At 43.9% G+C, this 17,252-nt stretch carries 32 protein-coding genes and 1 pseudogene; all 33 read right to left on the bottom strand.

The features are described from left to right. Positions 1–10 precede the first annotated feature (10 nt). Complete coding sequence (locus tag NYE36_RS00890; protein WP_014304219.1) at positions 11–808, bottom strand: energy-coupling factor transporter transmembrane protein EcfT; 798 nt, start codon at positions 806–808, stop codon at positions 11–13. Further along, positions 805–1,674: an energy-coupling factor ABC transporter ATP-binding protein gene (locus tag NYE36_RS00885; RefSeq protein ID WP_014416754.1), complete on the bottom strand. Its 870-nt coding sequence runs from the start codon at positions 1,672–1,674 to the stop codon at positions 805–807. The genes NYE36_RS00890 and NYE36_RS00885 overlap by 4 nt, the downstream gene beginning before the upstream one ends. Continuing rightward, on the bottom strand, positions 1,650–2,495 hold the full coding sequence (locus NYE36_RS00880) for an energy-coupling factor ABC transporter ATP-binding protein (protein WP_007615256.1): 846 nt from the start codon (positions 2,493–2,495) through the stop codon (positions 1,650–1,652). Before NYE36_RS00880 ends, NYE36_RS00885 begins: the two co-directional genes overlap by 25 nt. A gap of 131 nt (positions 2,496–2,626) precedes the next feature. Beyond that, positions 2,627–2,989, bottom strand: coding sequence for a 50S ribosomal protein L17 (gene rplQ / locus NYE36_RS00875; protein ID WP_003156550.1), 363 nt, complete (start codon positions 2,987–2,989; stop codon positions 2,627–2,629). 77 nt (positions 2,990–3,066) lie between these two features. Beyond that, the gene (locus tag NYE36_RS00870; RefSeq protein ID WP_003156549.1) at positions 3,067–4,011 is read right to left on the bottom strand and encodes a DNA-directed RNA polymerase subunit alpha; all 945 of its coding nucleotides are present in this window, start codon (positions 4,009–4,011) and stop codon (positions 3,067–3,069) included. 176 nt (positions 4,012–4,187) lie between these two features. Continuing rightward, positions 4,188–4,583, bottom strand: a complete 396-nt coding sequence (gene rpsK / locus NYE36_RS00865) for a 30S ribosomal protein S11 (protein ID WP_007410409.1) — start codon at positions 4,581–4,583, stop codon at positions 4,188–4,190. Positions 4,584–4,603: 20 nt separating this feature from the next. Then, positions 4,604–4,969, bottom strand: a complete 366-nt coding sequence (rpsM, locus tag NYE36_RS00860; RefSeq protein ID WP_003156545.1) for a 30S ribosomal protein S13 — start codon at positions 4,967–4,969, stop codon at positions 4,604–4,606. Positions 4,970–4,991: 22 nt separating this feature from the next. After that, positions 4,992–5,105 carry a 50S ribosomal protein L36 gene (rpmJ, locus tag NYE36_RS00855; protein WP_003156543.1) on the bottom strand — a complete coding sequence of 38 codons (114 nt, stop codon included), beginning with the start codon at positions 5,103–5,105 and terminating at the stop codon, positions 4,992–4,994. Between the two features lie 33 nt (positions 5,106–5,138). Continuing rightward, positions 5,139–5,357, bottom strand: a complete 219-nt coding sequence (gene infA / locus NYE36_RS00850; RefSeq protein WP_003156508.1) for a translation initiation factor IF-1 — start codon at positions 5,355–5,357, stop codon at positions 5,139–5,141. After that, a pseudogene (locus NYE36_RS00845) lies at positions 5,335–5,617 on the bottom strand (RNA-binding protein). Before NYE36_RS00845 ends, infA begins: the two are co-directional and overlap by 23 nt. A gap of 64 nt (positions 5,618–5,681) precedes the next feature. Beyond that, on the bottom strand, positions 5,682–6,428 hold the full coding sequence (gene map, locus NYE36_RS00840) for a type I methionyl aminopeptidase (RefSeq protein WP_007410408.1): 747 nt from the start codon (positions 6,426–6,428) through the stop codon (positions 5,682–5,684). Then, positions 6,425–7,078: an adenylate kinase gene (locus tag NYE36_RS00835; RefSeq protein ID WP_007410407.1), complete on the bottom strand. Its 654-nt coding sequence runs from the start codon at positions 7,076–7,078 to the stop codon at positions 6,425–6,427. Before NYE36_RS00835 ends, map begins: the two co-directional genes overlap by 4 nt. 51 nt (positions 7,079–7,129) lie before the next feature. Further along, complete coding sequence (gene secY, locus NYE36_RS00830; RefSeq protein WP_007410406.1) at positions 7,130–8,425, bottom strand: preprotein translocase subunit SecY; 1,296 nt, start codon at positions 8,423–8,425, stop codon at positions 7,130–7,132. Between the two features lies 1 nt (position 8,426). Next, positions 8,427–8,867 carry a 50S ribosomal protein L15 gene (rplO, locus tag NYE36_RS00825; RefSeq protein ID WP_003156499.1) on the bottom strand — a complete coding sequence of 147 codons (441 nt, stop codon included), beginning with the start codon at positions 8,865–8,867 and terminating at the stop codon, positions 8,427–8,429. 30 nt (positions 8,868–8,897) lie between these two features. After that, a complete protein-coding gene (rpmD, locus tag NYE36_RS00820; RefSeq protein WP_003156497.1) occupies positions 8,898–9,077 on the bottom strand; it encodes a 50S ribosomal protein L30 in 180 nt (59 codons plus the stop codon). Between the two features lie 13 nt (positions 9,078–9,090). Then, positions 9,091–9,591, bottom strand: coding sequence for a 30S ribosomal protein S5 (rpsE, locus tag NYE36_RS00815; protein ID WP_003156493.1), 501 nt, complete (start codon positions 9,589–9,591; stop codon positions 9,091–9,093). A 24-nt stretch (positions 9,592–9,615) separates the two neighbouring features. Beyond that, positions 9,616–9,978 carry a 50S ribosomal protein L18 gene (gene rplR, locus NYE36_RS00810; protein WP_003156492.1) on the bottom strand — a complete coding sequence of 121 codons (363 nt, stop codon included), beginning with the start codon at positions 9,976–9,978 and terminating at the stop codon, positions 9,616–9,618. A 34-nt stretch (positions 9,979–10,012) separates the two neighbouring features. Further along, positions 10,013–10,552 (bottom strand): 50S ribosomal protein L6, encoded by a 540-nt coding sequence (gene rplF, locus NYE36_RS00805; protein ID WP_003156490.1) that lies wholly within the window; start codon positions 10,550–10,552, stop codon positions 10,013–10,015. A gap of 30 nt (positions 10,553–10,582) precedes the next feature. Beyond that, complete coding sequence (gene rpsH, locus NYE36_RS00800; protein ID WP_003156489.1) at positions 10,583–10,981, bottom strand: 30S ribosomal protein S8; 399 nt, start codon at positions 10,979–10,981, stop codon at positions 10,583–10,585. Between the two features lie 31 nt (positions 10,982–11,012). Next, complete coding sequence (gene rpsN, locus NYE36_RS00795) at positions 11,013–11,198, bottom strand: 30S ribosomal protein S14 (protein ID WP_003156488.1); 186 nt, start codon at positions 11,196–11,198, stop codon at positions 11,013–11,015. A gap of 22 nt (positions 11,199–11,220) precedes the next feature. After that, positions 11,221–11,760 carry a 50S ribosomal protein L5 gene (gene rplE, locus NYE36_RS00790; protein WP_227579172.1) on the bottom strand — a complete coding sequence of 180 codons (540 nt, stop codon included), beginning with the start codon at positions 11,758–11,760 and terminating at the stop codon, positions 11,221–11,223. A gap of 26 nt (positions 11,761–11,786) precedes the next feature. Continuing rightward, on the bottom strand, positions 11,787–12,098 hold the full coding sequence (rplX, locus tag NYE36_RS00785) for a 50S ribosomal protein L24 (RefSeq protein WP_003156486.1): 312 nt from the start codon (positions 12,096–12,098) through the stop codon (positions 11,787–11,789). A gap of 36 nt (positions 12,099–12,134) precedes the next feature. Then, positions 12,135–12,503 (bottom strand): 50S ribosomal protein L14, encoded by a 369-nt coding sequence (rplN, locus tag NYE36_RS00780; RefSeq protein WP_007410404.1) that lies wholly within the window; start codon positions 12,501–12,503, stop codon positions 12,135–12,137. 40 nt (positions 12,504–12,543) lie between these two features. Continuing rightward, the gene (gene rpsQ, locus NYE36_RS00775; RefSeq protein WP_003156484.1) at positions 12,544–12,807 is read right to left on the bottom strand and encodes a 30S ribosomal protein S17; all 264 of its coding nucleotides are present in this window, start codon (positions 12,805–12,807) and stop codon (positions 12,544–12,546) included. A 22-nt stretch (positions 12,808–12,829) separates the two neighbouring features. Beyond that, the gene (gene rpmC / locus NYE36_RS00770; RefSeq protein WP_003156482.1) at positions 12,830–13,030 is read right to left on the bottom strand and encodes a 50S ribosomal protein L29; all 201 of its coding nucleotides are present in this window, start codon (positions 13,028–13,030) and stop codon (positions 12,830–12,832) included. Further along, a complete protein-coding gene (rplP, locus tag NYE36_RS00765; protein WP_003156478.1) occupies positions 13,020–13,454 on the bottom strand; it encodes a 50S ribosomal protein L16 in 435 nt (144 codons plus the stop codon). The genes rpmC and rplP overlap by 11 nt, the downstream gene beginning before the upstream one ends. Position 13,455: 1 nt before the next feature. After that, complete coding sequence (gene rpsC / locus NYE36_RS00760; RefSeq protein WP_003156476.1) at positions 13,456–14,112, bottom strand: 30S ribosomal protein S3; 657 nt, start codon at positions 14,110–14,112, stop codon at positions 13,456–13,458. 3 nt (positions 14,113–14,115) lie between these two features. Next, complete coding sequence (gene rplV / locus NYE36_RS00755; protein WP_003156475.1) at positions 14,116–14,457, bottom strand: 50S ribosomal protein L22; 342 nt, start codon at positions 14,455–14,457, stop codon at positions 14,116–14,118. A gap of 16 nt (positions 14,458–14,473) precedes the next feature. After that, a complete protein-coding gene (gene rpsS / locus NYE36_RS00750) occupies positions 14,474–14,752 on the bottom strand; it encodes a 30S ribosomal protein S19 (RefSeq protein WP_003156472.1) in 279 nt (92 codons plus the stop codon). A gap of 57 nt (positions 14,753–14,809) precedes the next feature. After that, positions 14,810–15,643, bottom strand: coding sequence for a 50S ribosomal protein L2 (gene rplB / locus NYE36_RS00745; protein WP_003156470.1), 834 nt, complete (start codon positions 15,641–15,643; stop codon positions 14,810–14,812). Positions 15,644–15,674: 31 nt separating this feature from the next. Beyond that, positions 15,675–15,962 (bottom strand): 50S ribosomal protein L23, encoded by a 288-nt coding sequence (gene rplW / locus NYE36_RS00740; protein WP_342496870.1) that lies wholly within the window; start codon positions 15,960–15,962, stop codon positions 15,675–15,677. Beyond that, positions 15,962–16,585, bottom strand: a complete 624-nt coding sequence (gene rplD, locus NYE36_RS00735) for a 50S ribosomal protein L4 (protein ID WP_007615239.1) — start codon at positions 16,583–16,585, stop codon at positions 15,962–15,964. Before rplD ends, rplW begins: the two co-directional genes overlap by 1 nt. Before the next feature lie 27 nt (positions 16,586–16,612). Then, positions 16,613–17,242 carry a 50S ribosomal protein L3 gene (gene rplC / locus NYE36_RS00730; RefSeq protein WP_007410402.1) on the bottom strand — a complete coding sequence of 210 codons (630 nt, stop codon included), beginning with the start codon at positions 17,240–17,242 and terminating at the stop codon, positions 16,613–16,615. Positions 17,243–17,252: the final 10 nt, after the last annotated feature.

The following is a 17,252-nucleotide window of genomic DNA, read 5'->3' as shown; positions in this document are numbered from 1 at the left end:
AGCAGCACCTCTAACTTCTTAAGAAAAACAATAACACGGCTAATACGATGATGAGCAGAATAGCTCCGGTATCCTTTCCGGTCCAGACGAGCTTTCTGTATTTCGTTCTCCCCTCACCGCCCTGGTAGCCTCTCGCCTCCATGGCGACCGCGAGCTCTTCCGCGCGTTTAAAGGCGCTGACAAACAGCGGGACAAGCAGCGGAACAACCGCTTTGATTCTGTCTTTCACCGGGCCGCTTGTAAAGTCCGCACCCCTCGCCATTTGCGCCTTCATGATTTTATCTGTCTCTTCCATCAATGTCGGGATAAATCGCAATGATATCGACATCATCAATGCGAGTTCGTGTACGGGCAGCTTCACCTTTTTAAAAGGATTCAGGAGCTGCTCCATTCCATCCGTTATTTCAATCGGCGTTGTTGTCAGCGTCAGCAGCGTCGTCATAAAGATAAGGTAAACGAAACGGAGGGAGATAAAAATCCCCTGTATAAGTCCGCCCTCATACACTTTAAACCAGCCAAGCTGAAAAATGACAGATCCTTCATGCGTCATGAAAATGTGTAATAAAAAGGTAAACGCCACAATCCAGATAATCGGCTTAAGCCCCTTCAGCAAAAAGCTGAACGGCACGCGAGTCAAGGCGATCACCCCGAATGTAAACAAACCGAGCAAAGCGTACGTCTGTACGTTGTTTGCCAAAAAAACGATACATACAAAAAGAAAGATGCTGACAAGTTTTGTTCGCGGGTCCAATCGGTGAATAAGCGATGATCCGGGAACATACTTTCCGATAATCATGCTGTCCATCATTGGTCCTTTTCCTCCTGAAAGAAAGCCTTGATTTCACTGGCGGCATCCTGCAGGGTCAGCATGGGTTTTTCATACTTGACTCCGAGAGCCTTCTCAAGCCGTCTCTGAAACTTCACCGATTCAGGAAGATCCAGTCCCATTTCGGCCATCTCTTCACCTTTTACAAACAAGTCACGCGGACTCCCCGTCGCTTTAATGGTCCCTTTGTGCATGACGATCATTTCGTCGGCATAACGGGCGGCGTCCTCCATGCTGTGGGTGACGAGAACGGTAGTCAGGTTTCCCCGCTGATGAAGCGCATAGAACATGTCCATAATGTCCTGGCGCCCTCTCGGATCAAGACCGGCCGTCGGTTCATCCAAAACCAGCACTTCCGGCTCCATCGCGAGAACGCCGGCAATCGCCACTCTGCGCATCTGGCCGCCGCTGAGCTCAAATGGTGAACGATCCAAAATGTCTTCCGGAAGGCCCACAAGCCCCAGCATTTCTTTTGCTTTCCGTTCAGCGTCTTCTTTTTTTACACCAAAATTCATCGGTCCGAATGCGATGTCCTTCAGCACAGTCTCTTCAAACAGCTGATGTTCGGGAAATTGGAAAACGATTCCGACTTTTTTTCGCAAAGTCTTAAGGTCTTTATTCTTTTTACCGGCTGCCAGAATCGTGCTCCCGAGTTCAAGCTGTCCTTTAGTCGGTTTCAGCAAACCGTTTAAATGCTGCAGGAGCGTCGATTTGCCCGACCCTGTATGCCCGATGACGGCAACGTAGCTGCCCTCTTTTATCACGGCATTGATATCATACAGAGCCAGCCGTTCAAACGGTGTCTTCATTTGATAGCGGTGTTCTACATCTTTGATTTTAATGTCCACAGCTCATTCACCAGCCCTTCCTGAGTCAGATGGTTTTTCGTTAACGCCAGTCCGCTTTCTTTCAAAAGCAGGCTGAGCTGGAATGAGAAAGGCAAATCAAGACCGATGCGAACCAAGTCTTCGTTTAATTTAAAAATCTCTTCAGGCGTGCCCTCTGCATATTTCCTGCCGCCGTTCATCACAATGATCCTGTCCGCCCTTGCGGCTTCTTCCAGGTCATGTGTTATCGAAATGACGGTGGCCATGCCCTGATCTTTTAAGCGTCTGACAGTATCAAGGACTTCTTCTCTCCCAATCGGGTCAAGCATGGATGTCGCTTCATCCAAAATCATAATATCAGGACGCGCGGCAATAATTCCCGCGATCGCCACTCTTTGTTTTTGACCTCCGGAGAGATGGTGCGGCTCTTGATCAAGAAAATCCTGCATATTGACTTGTGTGACAGCCCAATCTACTCTCTCAATCATTTCTTCGCGCGGAACACCATTGTTTTCTAAACCAAAAGCCACATCATCGCGAACAGTCGTTCCGACAAATTGGTTATCGGGATTCTGAAAGACCATCCCTATTTTTTTTCGCACATCCCACACGGTATCCTCAGTCAGTTTGATGCCGCCGACTTCAATTTCTCCGGCCTCGGGCAAAATCAGTCCGTTCAGCGCTCTGGCCAAAGTCGACTTCCCTGAACCGTTGTGGCCTACGATAGCAAGCCATTCTCCTTCGTATACCTCCAGACTCACACCGTCCAGTGCCGGTCTTTCTGCATCTTTGCGGTAGCGGAATAGAATGTCTTTTACGGATATAAGCTGTTTTTGATCCACGGGCGCCTGACCTCCTCTCAGCTATAGCTCTGCTTTTCTGTCTCATGATAAAAAGTTCTGATATCTAAAAAAAGGGCATAGATCCAGTTAGAAACTGTCCCGCCCTTCTTTAGATACACAAAAATATGTGATTAAACCAATTCGATGATTGCCATTGGTGCACCGTCACCACGGCGAGGACCAAGCTTCATAATACGTGTGTATCCGCCTTGGCGCTCCTCGTAACGAGTTGCAATGTCAGAGAATAATTTTTGAAGTGCATCTTGGTTATTTTCTTCATTAGCAACCTCGTTGCGAATGTATGCAGCTGCTTGACGACGAGCATGCAAGTCACCGCGCTTACCAAGAGTGATCATCTTTTCAACAACAGAGCGAAGTTCTTTCGCACGTGTTTCAGTTGTTTCAATTCTTTCGTTGATGATCAAATCTGTTGTAAGATCACGAAGCATAGCTTTACGCTGTGAACTCGTACGTCCTAGTTTTCTGTATGACATGTGATGTCCCCTCCTTTAATGGAATGCTGTTTCTAAATAAAAAACACACGAAAATCCTAGTTCACATGGAAACTAGATCAATCGTCTTTGCGAAGGCCGAGTCCAAGTTCTTCTAGTTTCGCTTTCACTTCTTCAAGTGATTTGCGTCCCAGGTTGCGAACTTTCATCATATCTTCTTCCGTCTTGTTCGCAAGTTCTTGAACCGTGTTAATGCCCGCACGCTTCAAGCAGTTGTAAGAACGGACAGAAAGGTCAAGTTCCTCAATCGTCATTTCAAGAACTTTTTCTTTTTGATCCTCTTCTTTTTCAACCATGATTTCAGCATGCTGAGCTTCGTCAGTTAAACCGACGAATATATTAAGGTGTTCAGTTAAAATCTTTGAACCGAGAGCAATTGCTTCCTTCGGTCCAGTGCTTCCGTCAGTCCAAACATCAAGTGTAAGTTTGTCATAGTTTGCAACCTGGCCTACACGAGTGTTTTCTACCTGATAAGATAAACGAGAAACTGGCGTAAAGATTGAATCGATCGGAATCACGCCGATTGGCTGATCGTCTCTTTTGTTCGAATCAGCAGGTGTATACCCACGTCCTCTTTGTGCAGTAAGGCGAACTCGGAAACTCGCATTCTCACCAAGAGTCGCGATATGAAGATCCGGATTAAGGATTTCAACATCGCTGTCGTGTGTAATATCAGCTGCTGTGACAGTTCCTTCGCCCTGTACATCAATTTCAAGCGTCTTCTCTTCATCAGAGTAGATTTTCAATGCAAGCTTTTTAATGTGCAAGATTATCGTTGTAACATCTTCCACAACGCCTTCGATTGTCGAGAATTCGTGCAGTACACCATCTATCTGGATCGATGTTACAGCGGCACCAGGGAGTGAGGATAAGAGGATACGACGTAAGGAGTTACCCAGAGTTGTACCATATCCACGCTCAAGCGGCTCTACGACAAACTTACCAAATTTGGCATCGTCGCTGATTTCAACCGTTTCGATTTTTGGTTTTTCAATCTCGATCATTACTTAAAACCCTCCTTCAAAACGTCGAAACCTCGAATAGAATCATATGAGATTCCATCCGAAATTCCCCATTGTTTAGTCCCGTATGTGCTCAGGCAACGAGTCGGTGCATTCGTTTCATAAATAACTGTATCATAACCCATTATTGACAGGGACACAAAATCTATACAAACAAATTACACGCGGCGACGTTTTGGTGGACGGCATCCATTATGAGGAACAGGAGTTACGTCTCTGATAGCTGTAACTTCAAGTCCGGCAGCTTGTAAAGCACGGATTGCAGCTTCACGGCCAGAACCTGGTCCTTTAACAGTTACTTCAAGAGTTTTAAGTCCGTGTTCGATTGAACCTTTAGCAGCTGTTTCAGCAGCCATTTGCGCAGCAAAAGGAGTAGATTTACGAGAACCTCTGAATCCTAGAGCTCCGGCACTTGACCAAGAAAGAGCATTACCATGAGTATCAGTGATCGTAACGATCGTGTTGTTGAAAGTTGAACGAATATGAGCGATTCCTGACTCAATATTCTTTTTCACGCGACGTTTACGCGTGTTTTGTTTACGAGCAGCAGCCATTGTTTAGGTACCTCCCTTACTTATTTTTTCTTATTAGCTACAGTACGACGCGGACCTTTACGAGTACGCGCATTGTTTTTAGAGTTTTGTCCGCGAACAGGCAAACCTCTGCGATGGCGGATTCCGCGGTAGCTTCCGATTTCGATCAGACGCTTGATGTTAAGAGAAACTTCACGGCGAAGGTCACCTTCTACTTTCAGTTTGTCAATAACATCACGGATTTTACCAAGTTCTTCTTCAGTAAGATCACGCACACGAGTATCTTCAGAAACACCAGCCTCTTTCAAGACTTGCTGAGCCGTTGTGCGGCCAATTCCGAAGACATATGTTAAAGAAATAACAACACGTTTGTCACGTGGGATATCTACACCAGCAATACGAGCCATTCTCTGGGCACCTCCTTATTAATTATCCTTGTTTTTGTTTATGCTTTGGATTTTCACAGATCACCATTACTTTTCCTTTTCTGCGAATAACTTTACATTTCTCGCAGATTGGTTTAACTGATGGTCTCACTTTCATGTGTTTCCAACCTCCTTCAGTTTCCGGAGTGCTTTATTTGTAACGGTACGTAATCCTGCCACGAGTTAAGTCATATGGAGATAATTCTACCGTAACTTTGTCTCCAGGTAAAATGCGAATGAAGTGCATGCGGATTTTACCAGATACGTGAGCCAAAACCGTATGGCCATTTTCGAGTTCAACTTTGAACATCGCGTTTGGCAGTGTTTCGACAATCGTACCTTCCACTTCAATTACATCGTCTTTCGCCATTCAAGTGTTCTCCCTTCTTCAAATCAGTAACTTGCTCTCTGACAAATTTCAAAAGAGAAAATCTCAGTTATCCGTTTGTCACACGCCCTGTTTCGTTTATACTGTTCTGAACTTCCGGAGATACGCAATCATAAAGGGTGAATGATTGATATTCTTTTTCTAAGGAGAATGAAATGTACGCTTTTCTCCGTCTGCTTTAGTACACGATGATGAATCTTCATTCCGATGACAGCAGCTAGCCGGTTTTTCTTCCGACCAATTGTAAACCTACAATCTGCCCAGGTGCGGAATGAAAAACATGTGTCATGGAATTCATTTCATCATCTAGACTTTTGTCAGTATATCAAAACCCGTTTCCGTAATCGCAATCGTATGTTCAAAATGAGCACACTTTTTCCCATCTACCGTTACAACCGTCCAGTTATCAGCCAATGTTTTCACATATCGGCTGCCAGCGTTAACCATCGGTTCTATAGCGAGAACCATACCAGGCTTCAGCCTAGGTCCTTTGTTTGGCGGACCGTAATGAGGAATTTGCGGATCCTCATGCAAGTCTTGACCAACACCATGTCCGACATACTCCCTAACAACTGAAAACTGCTCATTTTCGACATACGTTTGTATTGCGTGGGAAATATTCGACAAACGTTCACCTGGTTTTGCTTCCTTCAAGCCTTTATATAAAGACTCCTCTGTTACTTCCAGCAGTCGTTTATCATCATCACTGATGTTTCCTACCGGATATGTCCAAGCAGAGTCACCATGATAACCATTTAATTTAGCACCGATATCAATGCTGATAATGTCACCGTCACGTAAAACCCTTTTACCGGGTATTCCGTGAACGAGTTCTTCATTAACTGATACACAGATGCTCCCGCGAAACCCATTATACCCCTTAAAAGATGGGATTGCACCCTGCTTCTCAATAAAACGTTCGGCAATTTGATCCAATTCTTTTGTCGAGATTCCTGGTTTAATGTGCTTTTTCATCTCTTCATGAGTCAAAGCCACGATTCGCCCTGCTTCCCGCATGATGCCAAGCTCACGAGGGGTCTTACAGATAATCATTTGCTCAATCCTCCAAGAAGCTCTTTCACATCTTTGTACACGTCGTTAATGTCCTGCTGGCCATTGACGTTGACAAGATACCCTTTCTCAGAATAAAAATCGAGTAAAGGCTGAGTCTGCTTCATGTTGACCTCAAGCCGTTTTGAGACGGTTTCCTCATTATCATCTGCCCGTTGATAAAGGTCTCCTCCGTCTTTATCACAAACACCCGGCGTTTTCGGCGGATTGAAAACCAAATGATAGGTTGTGCCGCAAACACTGCAAATTCTGCGTCCAGTCAAACGTTCCATTAAAGAGTCTTTGTCTACTTTAATGTTAATGACATAATCAATCGGCTTGCCGTATTCCTCAAGAATGTTTTCAAGAGCTTCAGCCTGAGCGACTGTTCGCGGAAATCCGTCCAGAAGAAAACCTCTTTCACAATCATCTTTGCCTAGTCTTTCTTTGACAATGCCGATTGTGACTTCGTCCGGTACGAGCTCGCCTTTATCAATATAAGACTTTGCTTCGAGTCCGAGTGGTGTTTCTTCTTTCATAGCAGCACGGAACATATCTCCCGTTGAGATATGAGGTATCCCATAATCCTCAACAATTCGTTCTCCCTGTGTGCCTTTACCGGCTCCAGGAAGTCCCATTAAGACTAAGTTCATTCGGATTTCCCCCGTCCTCTCTTATTTAGAGGAATGGTTAAAACCAGTCCTCTAATTTTTCATAAATCCTCGGTAATTACGTTTCACTAACTGGCTCTCCAGCTGCTTCATTGTCTCCAAGGCTACCCCGACGACAATTAACAATGATGTTCCGCCAATCTGTGCACTTTGAGGCAATCCAGCGAATTGAATGAAAAAGATAGGAAGAATGGAAATCACGGCTAAGAATATAGAACCCACAAACGTAAGTCGATACAAAATGCTCGTAATTCTATCTTGAGTCATTTTCCCTGGACGAACCCCCGGGATATAGCCACCCTGTTTTTTAAGGTTATCAGCCATTTGTTCAGGGTTTACCTGCACAAAAGCATAGAAGTACGTAAAGGCGATAATTAATGCGACATAAACCGCCATGCCCACCGGATGTGTATTGTCAAAGTTGGCTTGAATCCACTTTGTCACATCGTTCTCTCCGAAAAATGACGCGATAGTACGCGGCGTAATAAGAAACGCAACCGCAAAGATTACCGGAATAACCCCTGCCGGATTCACTTTAAGCGGAAGGTGAGTTGACTGGCCTCCGCCAACAGGTGAACGACCTTGCCCTTTTGCATATTGAATCGCGATTTTGCGTACGGCCTGCTGAATGAAAATAACACCAACAATAACGGCCAAAATCGCAATCACCAGTAAAGCGATTTTTACAATATGAATAAACAGCTGATCGCTGCTGCCGACAAATTGAGTCTCATAAATCTGCCCAACAGTTTTCGGAATACTAGCCACAATCCCCGCGAAGATGATGATCGAAATTCCGTTACCTACTCCATTGGAAGTAATTTGTTCTCCCAGCCACATTAAAAAAGCAGTTCCTCCAGTGAGTACTAAAGCAATAATCAGATATGTCGATATGCCGGATTTTTCAATCAGCATACCGTTTGCCAGGTTGTTAAACCCGTAAGACATACCTAATGCCTGGATAAAACCAAGCACAATCGTAAAATATCTCGTGAACTGAGCTAATTTACGGCGGCCGACTTCACCTTGCTTAGACCACTCGGTAAACTTCGGCACAACATCCATCTGAAGCAGCTGAATGATGATTGAAGCAGTGATGTAAGGCGTAATTCCCATCGCAAAAATGGAGAACTGATAAAGCGCACCGCCGCCAAATGTATTAAGGAGATCAAAAACCCCCATCGAACTTTGTGTCTGCAACGCCTGAGCATTTACATATGGCACAGGGATAAATGCACCTATGCGAAAGACGATAAGCATGAGTAATGTAAAAATGATTTTATTCCGAATATCACTCACACGCATAAAGTTGGAGATTGTCTTAAACAAGTTAGATCACCTCAGCTGTACCGCCAGCAGCTTCAACAGCTTCTTTCGCAGAAGCAGAGAATTTATTGGCTTTTACAGTTAATTTTTTCTCTAATTTACCGTTGCCAAGAATCTTTACTCCTGCATTAAGTTTGCTAATAACACCAGTCTCAAGAAGAAGTTCAGGAGTGACTTCCGTTCCTTCCGCAAAACCGTTCAATTTGTCTACGTTCACAATAGCGTATTCCTTACGGTTGATGTTTGTAAAACCGCGTTTAGGAAGACGTTGGAATAAAGGCATTTGTCCCCCCTCGAATCCAGGGCGTACACCGCCGCCAGAACGAGCGTTTTGACCTTTGTGACCTTTACCAGCTGTTTTACCGTTACCAGAACCAATACCACGACCTACGCGATTGCGTACTTTACGTGAACCTTCTGAAGGCTTTAATTCATGAAGTTTCATTAGGACACCTCCTTAGCCTATAATTTATTTTTATTGTTCTTTAACAGAAACTAGATGAGATACTTTATTAATCATACCGCGGATCGCAGCGTTATCTTCATGAACGACAGTTTGGTTTGTTTTCTTTAAACCAAGTGTTCTTACAGTAACGCGCTGATCTTCCGGGCGACCGATTACACTGCGTTTGAGGGTAATTTCTAATTTAGCCATTAATGTTCCCTCCTTATCCTAACAGTTCTTCTACAGATTTTCCACGAAGCTTCGCAACCTCTTCGGCACGTTTAAGCTCACTTAAACCTTGAAGTGTTGCACGGATCATGTTGATCGGTGTGTTAGAACCTAAAGACTTAGAAAGGATATCAGCAACGCCAGCAAGCTCAAGTACCGCACGTACAGGGCCTCCAGCGATAACTCCAGTACCTTCAGAAGCAGGTTTCAACAAGATATTGCCTGCACCGAAACGTCCGATGATTTCGTGTGGAATCGTAGTTCCAACCATTGGTACTTCAATCAAATTCTTTTTCGCATCTTCAACAGCTTTGCGGATTGCTTCAGGTACTTCTTGTGCTTTACCAGTACCGAAACCTACGTGACCGTTTTTGTCACCGACAACGACTAGAGCTGCGAAACGGAAACGACGACCACCTTTAACAACTTTCGCTACGCGGTTAACCGTAACTAAGCGTTCTTCTAACTCTAATTTGCTTGGGTCAATACGACGCATAATCATGTGTCCCTCCTTTTTTTATTAAAATTTCAGTCCGGCTTCACGAGCTGCATCGGCCAGAGCTTTTACACGTCCATGGTATAAGTATCCGCCGCGGTCAAATACAACGTCAGAAACACCTTTCTCAGAAGCGCGTTTCGCAACGAGTTCACCGACTTTAGCAGCAGCAGCGCTGTCACCAGTGCTTTCCACGTTCAAATCTTTATCGAGAGTAGAGGCACTAGCAAGTGTAACGCCATTTACATCATCGATGATTTGAGCATAAATGTGTTTGTTTGAACGGAACACATTCAGACGAGGTCTTTCAGCTGTGCCTGAAAGTTTAGCACGAACACGGGCATGTCTTTTTTGACGAGCAGCATTTTTGCTAGTTTTCGTAATCATCCTTAGGTCACTCCTTTCTTCACTTTAAGCGGTCTTACTTAGCAGATTTACCTTCTTTACGGCGAACAACTTCACCTTCGTAGCGGATTCCTTTACCTTTGTAAGGCTCTGGAGAACGTACAGCGCGGATGTTAGCAGCGATAGCTCCTACACGCTCTTTGTCTGTACCTTTTACAACTACTTTAGTTTGAGAAGGAACTTCGATTTCGATGCCCTCTTCAGGAACGATCTCAACAGGGTGAGAGTATCCAACGTTTAAAACAAGTTTGTTTCCGGATTTAGCCGCACGATAACCGACACCGACTAATTCCAAACCTCTTTCAAATCCTTTAGATACGCCTTCAACCATGTTTCCAAGCAGACTGCGAGTCGTACCATGCAGTGCACGGTGCTCTTTGTGATCAGAAGGACGAGTAACTGTAAGCACGTTGTCCTCAATTTTGATTTCCATATCAGGATGGAAAGTACGAGTTAATTCTCCTTTTGGTCCTTTTACAGCTACAGTGTTGCCTTCGTTCAGCGTTACTGTAACTCCAGAAGGGATCTCAAGCAGTTTTTTTCCTACACGAGACATACTAAAACACCTCCATTCTTGTTAAACTTCTTACCAAACGTATGCTAGAACTTCTCCACCAGCTTGTTTTGCACGGGCTTCTTTGTCCGTTAAAACACCTTGTGATGTAGAAATAATCGCGATTCCAAGACCGTTAAGTACGCGAGGTACTTCATTTGATTTAGCGTATACACGCAAACCTGGTTTGCTGATTCTTTTAAGACCAGTGATAACGCGCTCGTTGTTTTGTCCGTATTTCAAGAAAACGCGGATGATACCTTGTTTGCTGTCTTCTACGAACTCAACGTCACGAATGAAACCTTCACGCTTTAAAATGTCAGCAATTTCTCTTTTCAATTTAGAAGCAGGAATTTCAAGCTTCTCATGACGTACCATGTTTGCATTGCGAATACGAGTCAGCATATCTGCAATTGGATCTGTCATAACCATTATATAATTACCTCCTTCCCATTCTTGGGGATTACCAGCTGGCTTTTTTCACGCCAGGAATTTGTCCTTTATATGCAAGCTCACGGAAACAAATACGGCAAAGTTTAAATTTACGAATGACTGAGTGCGGACGTCCGCAGCGTTCACAGCGAGTGTACTCTTGCACTTTAAACTTTGGTGTACGTTGTTGTTTCGCAATCATTGACTTTTTAGCCACGATTTCGCCTCCCTTTCATTGATTATTTCTGGAACGGCATACCTACTTGAGTTAATAGCTCACGAGCCTCTTCGTCAGAGTTAGCAGTCGTTACGATAACGATGTCCATTCCGCGAACCTTTGTTACTTTATCGTAGTCAATTTCAGGGAAGATTAACTGTTCTTTAATACCAAGAGTGTAGTTTCCGCGACCGTCGAAAGATTTCTTAGAAATCCCGCGGAAGTCACGTACACGCGGTAAAGATACAGAAATAAGTTTATCAAGGAAATCATACATGCGCTCTCCGCGAAGAGTTACTTTCGCACCGATAGGCATTCCCTCACGAAGACGGAATCCAGCAATTGATTTCTTCGCACGAGTAACGACAGGTTTTTGACCTGCGATAAACGTTAATTCTTCAACAGCACTGTCGATTGCTTTTGCGTTTTGAACAGCATCACCGACACCCATGTTGATTACGATTTTTTCGATTTTTGGCACCTGCATAACAGAGTCGTAGTTGAACTTCGTCATTAAAGCAGGTGAAATTTCTTTACTGTACTTTTCTTTAAGGCGGTTCATGAGATAGACCTCCCTTCCTTTAAATACTATTTATCTAAAACTTGCCCAGATTTTTTTGCAACACGAACTTTTTTGCCATCTTCCACTTTGTATCCTACGCGAGTCACTTCACCTGTTTTAGGATCGAGCGGCATAACGTTTGATACATGAATTGGCGCCTCTTGATTAGAAATACCGCCTTGAGGGTTTGCTTGAGTTGGTTTAGAGTGCTTCTTCACCATGTTTACGCCCTCAACTAGAACGCGGTCCTTTTTAGGGAAAGCAGCAAGGATCGTACCTTGTTTGCCTTTATCTTTACCAGAGATAACCATTACTTTATCGCCTTTTTTCACATGCATCCTGATCGCACCTCCTTGAGTAAGGCATTTATTTCATTAGATAACTTCTGGAGCCAGAGAAACAATTTTCATGAAGTTGTTTTCACGTAATTCACGGGCAACCGGTCCGAAGATACGAGTTCCACGCGGGCTCTTGTCGTCACGGATGATAACACATGCATTCTCATCGAAGCTGATGTATGATCCGTCAGTTCTGCGTGCTCCGCTTTTTGTGCGAACGATAACAGCTCTTACGACTTCACCTTTTTTGACAACGCCTCCTGGTGTTGCTTGTTTAACCGTGCAAACAATTACATCACCAATGTTAGCCGTTTTACGTCCAGAACCGCCAAGAACTTTAATAGTAAGTACCTCACGCGCACCGGAGTTGTCAGCAACTTTTAAACGAGTCTCTTGTTGAATCATTATTTGTTACCTCCCTTCGGAAAAAGAATTCCGAACTTTATTAGATAATAACAGCTTCTTCGACAACTTCTACTAGACGAAAACGCTTAGTTGCAGATAATGGACGAGTTTCCATGATCTTTACGATGTCTCCGATTTTAGCTTGGTTATTTTCATCATGTGCTTTGAATTTCTTTGAGTATTTTACGCGTTTACCGTAAATAGGATCCTTTTTGTATGTTTCAACAACAACAGTGATGGTTTTATCCATTTTGTCAGAAACAACACGGCCTTGGTAAACTTTGCGTTGGTTACGTTCGCTCATGCTCACGACCTCCCCTCAGTGATTATTTGTTGGCAGCAATTTCTCTTTCACGAATCACAGTTTTCATGCGCGCGATAGCTTTGCGCACTTCACGAATGCGAGCAGTATTTTCAAGTTGTCCTGTCGCTAATTGAAAGCGAAGATTGAAAAGTTCTTCTTTAAGAGACTTTACTTTTTGTTCAATTTCAGCAGTGGTAAGGTCACGAATTTCATTAGCTTTCATTTGATTCACCACCAATTTCTTCACGTTTTACGAACTTCGTTTTAATTGGCAATTTGTGAGATGCAAGACGAAGAGCTTCACGAGCAACCTCTTCAGACACACCAGAAATTTCAAATAAAACTTTGCCCGGTTTTACAACAGCTACCCAGCCTTCAGGAGCCCCTTTACCGGAACCCATCCGTACCTCAAGCGGTTTAGCAGTGTAAGGTTTTGAAGGGAAAATTTTAATCCAAACTTTACCGCCACGTTTCATGTAACGAGTCATCGCAATACGTGCAGCTTCGATTTGGCGGTTTGTGATCCAAGAAGCTTCAAGAGCCTGGATACCGTACTCACCAAAATGTACTTCAGTACCGCCTTTAGCGCGACCGCGCATTTTTCCGCGATGCTCTCTGCGATATTTAACGCGTTTTGGTAATAACATATTATTTTCCTCCTTCCTCAGTTTTCTTCTTAGTAGGAAGAACCTCTCCACGATAGATCCAGACTTTTACACCAAGCTTACCGTAAGTTGTGTCAGCTTCAGATGTTGCATAGTCGATGTCAGCACGTAAAGTGTGCAATGGAACAGTTCCTTCACTGTAGTATTCAGAACGAGCAATGTCAGCTCCGCCAAGACGGCCGGAAACCATTGTTTTCACACCTTGTGCTCCAGCACGCATAGTGCGTTGGATTTGTTGTTTCTGCGCACGGCGGAAAGAAATACGGTTTTCTAGTTGACGAGCGATGTTGTCAGCTACAAGCTGAGCATCAAGATCTGCTCTTTTGATTTCAAGAATGTTAATGTGTACACGCTTGCCAGTAAGGCTGTTAAGGGCTTTACGAAGTGCTTCAACTTCAGATCCGCCTTTACCGATTACCATACCAGGCTTAGCAGTGTGGATCGTAATGTTAACGCGGTTTGCTGCGCGCTCGATTTCTACTTTAGAAACAGAAGCGTCAGAAAGGCGTTTGCTAATGAATTCACGAATTTTTAAATCTTCGTGCAGGAAGTCAGCGTAATCTTTACCAGCGTACCACTTAGATTCCCAATCACGAATGACTCCGATACGAAGACCGACTGGATTTACCTTTTGACCCACTACTTATCCCTCCTTCTTTTCTGATACAACGATTGTAATGTGGCTCGTACGTTTGTTGATTTGGCTCGCACGTCCCATAGCACGCGGGCGGAATCTTTTTAACGTTGGGCCTTCGTCAACAAATGCCTGAGAAATAACCAGATTGTTAGCGTCCATCTCGTAGTTGTGCTCAGCATTTGCGATAGCAGATTTTAAAACTTTTTCGATGATCGGAGAAGCAGCTCTCGGAGTTAAGTTCAGGATAGATACTGCTTCGCCTACTTGCTTACCTCGAATCAGGTCCATTACTAGACGTGCTTTACGAGGAGCAATACGGACTGTTCTTGCAACAGCTTTAGCTTGCATTTAAAAGCCTCCTCTCTTAGCGTCTTGTTTTTTTATCGTCACTGGCGTGGCCTTTGTAAGTACGAGTCGGTGCGAATTCGCCCAACTTGTGGCCTACCATGTCTTCAGAAATGAATACAGGCACGTGTTTACGTCCGTCATATACTGCGATAGTGTGACCGATAAATTGTGGGAAAATAGTTGAACGGCGAGACCAAGTTTTTACAACTTGTTTCTTGTCCGTTTCATTTAATTTCTCGATTTTTGTCATCAAGTGTCCATCGACAAATGGTCCTTTTTTCAAGCTGCGAGCCATTTTGGAACCTCCCTTCGTGATTGCACTACGGTCCGAAATGAACCGTAGACAACCCCGTTATTTATTTTTACGACGACGTACGATAAATTTATCAGATTTGTTCTTTTTCTTACGTGTCTTGAATCCAAGAGTCGGTTTGCCCCAAGGAGACATTGGTGATTTGCGTCCGATTGGCGCGCGACCTTCACCACCACCGTGCGGGTGATCGTTAGGGTTCATTACAGAACCGCGGACTGTAGGGCGGATGCCTTTCCAGCGAGAGCGTCCTGCTTTACCAACGTTGATAAGTTCGTGCTGCTCGTTACCTACTTGACCGATAGAAGCGCGGCAAGCAGAAAGGATCATGCGAACTTCACCAGAGTTAAGACGTACAAGAACGTATTTGCCTTCTTTACCAAGAACCTGAGCAGATGTACCAGCTGAACGTACAAGCTGTCCGCCTTTACCAGGTTTTAATTCAATGTTATGCACAACTGTACCAACAGGGATGTTGATAAGCGGAAGTGCGTTACCTACTTTGATGTCAGCTTCAGGGCCGGACATGATTTCAGTACCTACTTGAATTCCTTTTGGTGCAAGAATGTAACGTTTTTCTCCGTCTACATAGTTGATTAGTGCAATGTTAGCTGAACGGTTTGGATCGTACTCAACTGTAGCAACGCGTCCAGGTATACCATCTTTATCGCGTTTGAAGTCGATAACACGGTATTGGCGTTTGTGTCCGCCACCTTGGTGACGTACAGTCAATTTACCTTGGTTGTTACGTCCGCCTTTTTTGTGAAGGGGCGCAAGCAAGGATTTTTCCGGCTGGTCAGTCGTGATTTCAGCAAAATCTGAAGTTGTCATGCCACGACGTCCGTTAGAGGTCGGTTTATACTTTTTAATCGCCATTTTGAATTTCCCTCCTTCTTTTTACAGATAATTAAGCTTCAAAAATTTCGATTTCTTTGCTGTCTGCAGTAAGTTTTACGATCGCTTTTCTGCGACGGCTAGTCATACCAGTGTAGCGGCCGACACGTTTTGATTTCCCTTTGTAGTTCATGATGTTGACTTTGTCAACTTTCACTCCAAAGATACTTTCAATTGCATCTTTCACTTCTGTTTTATTAGCTCTTACATCAACTTCAAAAGTATATTTTTTTTCAGTCATTAAATCAGCAGAACGTTCAGTAATGACGGGGCGCTTAAGAACATCACGAGGATCTTTCATTATGCAAGCACCTCCTCTACTTTTTCAACCGCAGCTTTTGTAATCAGAAGCTTCTCGTGGTTGACAACGTCTAACACGTTGATTCCGTTAGCTTGAACAACTGTAACTCCAGGGATGTTGCGTGCAGAAAGAGATACTGCTTCGTTTGCATCCGCAGTTACGATTAAAGCTTTTTTCTCAACAGATAATCCTTTAAGGATAGCTGCCATTTCTTTTGTTTTAACCGTATCAAGAGTAAGATCTTCAAGAACAATGATGTTGTTGTCGTTCACTTTAGAAGACAATACTGATTTGATTGCCAAGCGGCGAACTTTTTTAGGTAATTTGTAAGAATAGCTGCGTGGTGTTGGGCCGAATACGACACCACCTCCGCGCCATTGCGGTGAACGGATTGAACCTTGACGGGCACGACCTGTACCTTTTTGACGCCATGGTTTGCGACCTCCGCCGCGTACTTCAGAACGATTTTTTACTTTGTGAGATCCTTGACGTAAGGAAGCTCTTTGCATAAGAATAGCGTCGAATACTACGCTCTCATTTGGCTCAATTCCAAATACAGACGCGTTTAATTCGATATCACCAGCAGTAGAACCGTTTTGGTTGTATAATGCTACTTTTGGCATGATCAATTTCCTCCTTTCCTAAGAGACTTATTTAGATTTAACAGCACTTTTAACAGTGATTAAAGTTTTTCTCGCACCAGGTACGTTACCTTTAATCAAAAGAAGATTGCGCTCAGCATCTACTTTTACGATTTCAAGGTTTTGGACAGTGATTTGATCTCCGCCCATGCGTCCAGGTAATAGTTTACCTTTGAATACACGGTTAGGATCTACAGGTCCCATTGAACCAGGACGACGGTGGTAGCGTGAACCGTGAGACATAGGTCCGCGAGATTGTCCGTGGCGCTTGATTGCACCTTGGAAACCTTTACCTTTAGATACTCCTGTTACATCTACGATTTCTCCTGCAGAGAAAATTTCAACCTTGACTTCCTGACCAATTTCATACGCATCCATATCCACGCCGCGTAATTCTTTAACGAAGCGCTTAGGAGCAGTTTCCGCTTTTGCAACGTGTCCTTTTTCCGGTTTGTTTGAAAGCTTTTCACGCTTATCGTCAAAACCAAGCTGGATCGCTTCATAGCCATCATTTTCAGCTGTTTTCTTTTGAAGAACAACGTTTGGAGCTGCTTCAATAACAGTTACCGGGATAAGATCACCGTTCTCTGCGAATACTTGCGTCATACCAATTTTTCTTCCTAAGATTCCTTTGGTCATTCGTCACACC

This window comes from Bacillus sp. FSL R5-0593 (assembly GCF_038603755.1).
Classification (GTDB): domain Bacteria; phylum Bacillota; class Bacilli; order Bacillales; family Bacillaceae; genus Bacillus; species Bacillus velezensis.
This window is presented reverse-complemented; position numbering and strand designations above follow the sequence as displayed.

Coding starts and splice junctions, on each gene's coding strand:
- NYE36_RS00890 (WP_014304219.1), bottom strand. CDS start 808: ATGATGGACAGCATGATTATCGGAAAGTATGTTCCCGGATCATCGCTT.
- rplQ (WP_003156550.1), bottom strand. CDS start 2,989: ATGTCATACAGAAAACTAGGACGTACGAGTTCACAGCGTAAAGCTATG.
- NYE36_RS00870 (WP_003156549.1), bottom strand. CDS start 4,011: ATGATCGAGATTGAAAAACCAAAAATCGAAACGGTTGAAATCAGCGAC.
- rpsK (WP_007410409.1), bottom strand. CDS start 4,583: ATGGCTGCTGCTCGTAAACAAAACACGCGTAAACGTCGCGTGAAAAAG.
- rpsM (WP_003156545.1), bottom strand. CDS start 4,969: ATGGCTCGTATTGCTGGTGTAGATATCCCACGTGACAAACGTGTTGTT.
- rpmJ (WP_003156543.1), bottom strand. CDS start 5,105: ATGAAAGTGAGACCATCAGTTAAACCAATCTGCGAGAAATGTAAAGTT.
- infA (WP_003156508.1), bottom strand. CDS start 5,357: ATGGCGAAAGACGATGTAATTGAAGTGGAAGGTACGATTGTCGAAACA.
- map (WP_007410408.1), bottom strand. CDS start 6,428: ATGATTATCTGTAAGACCCCTCGTGAGCTTGGCATCATGCGGGAAGCA.
- NYE36_RS00835 (WP_007410407.1), bottom strand. CDS start 7,078: ATGAACTTAGTCTTAATGGGACTTCCTGGAGCCGGTAAAGGCACACAG.
- rplO (WP_003156499.1), bottom strand. CDS start 8,867: ATGAAACTTCATGAATTAAAGCCTTCAGAAGGTTCACGTAAAGTACGC.
- rpmD (WP_003156497.1), bottom strand. CDS start 9,077: ATGGCTAAATTAGAAATTACCCTCAAACGCAGTGTAATCGGTCGCCCG.
- rpsE (WP_003156493.1), bottom strand. CDS start 9,591: ATGCGTCGTATTGACCCAAGCAAATTAGAGTTAGAAGAACGCTTAGTT.
- rplR (WP_003156492.1), bottom strand. CDS start 9,978: ATGATTACGAAAACTAGCAAAAATGCTGCTCGTCAAAAAAGACATGCC.
- rplF (WP_003156490.1), bottom strand. CDS start 10,552: ATGTCTCGTGTAGGAAAAAAACTGCTTGAGATCCCTTCTGGAGTTACA.
- rpsH (WP_003156489.1), bottom strand. CDS start 10,981: ATGGTTATGACAGATCCAATTGCAGATATGCTGACTCGTATTCGCAAT.
- rplE (WP_227579172.1), bottom strand. CDS start 11,760: ATGAACCGCCTTAAAGAAAAGTACAGTAAAGAAATTTCACCTGCTTTA.
- rplX (WP_003156486.1), bottom strand. CDS start 12,098: ATGCATGTGAAAAAAGGCGATAAAGTAATGGTTATCTCTGGTAAAGAT.
- rplN (WP_007410404.1), bottom strand. CDS start 12,503: ATGATTCAACAAGAGACTCGTTTAAAAGTTGCTGACAACTCCGGTGCG.
- rpsQ (WP_003156484.1), bottom strand. CDS start 12,807: ATGAGCGAACGTAACCAACGCAAAGTTTACCAAGGCCGTGTTGTTTCT.
- rpmC (WP_003156482.1), bottom strand. CDS start 13,030: ATGAAAGCTAATGAAATTCGTGACCTTACCACTGCTGAAATTGAACAA.
- rplP (WP_003156478.1), bottom strand. CDS start 13,454: ATGTTATTACCAAAACGCGTTAAATATCGCAGAGAGCATCGCGGAAAA.
- rplV (WP_003156475.1), bottom strand. CDS start 14,457: ATGCAAGCTAAAGCTGTTGCAAGAACAGTCCGTATTGCTCCTCGTAAA.
- rpsS (WP_003156472.1), bottom strand. CDS start 14,752: ATGGCTCGCAGCTTGAAAAAAGGACCATTTGTCGATGGACACTTGATG.
- rplB (WP_003156470.1), bottom strand. CDS start 15,643: ATGGCGATTAAAAAGTATAAACCGACCTCTAACGGACGTCGTGGCATG.
- rplW (WP_342496870.1), bottom strand. CDS start 15,962: ATGAAAGATCCTCGTGATGTTCTTAAGCGCCCCGTCATTACTGAACGT.
- rplD (WP_007615239.1), bottom strand. CDS start 16,585: ATGCCAAAAGTAGCATTATACAACCAAAACGGTTCTACTGCTGGTGAT.
- rplC (WP_007410402.1), bottom strand. CDS start 17,242: ATGACCAAAGGAATCTTAGGAAGAAAAATTGGTATGACGCAAGTATTC.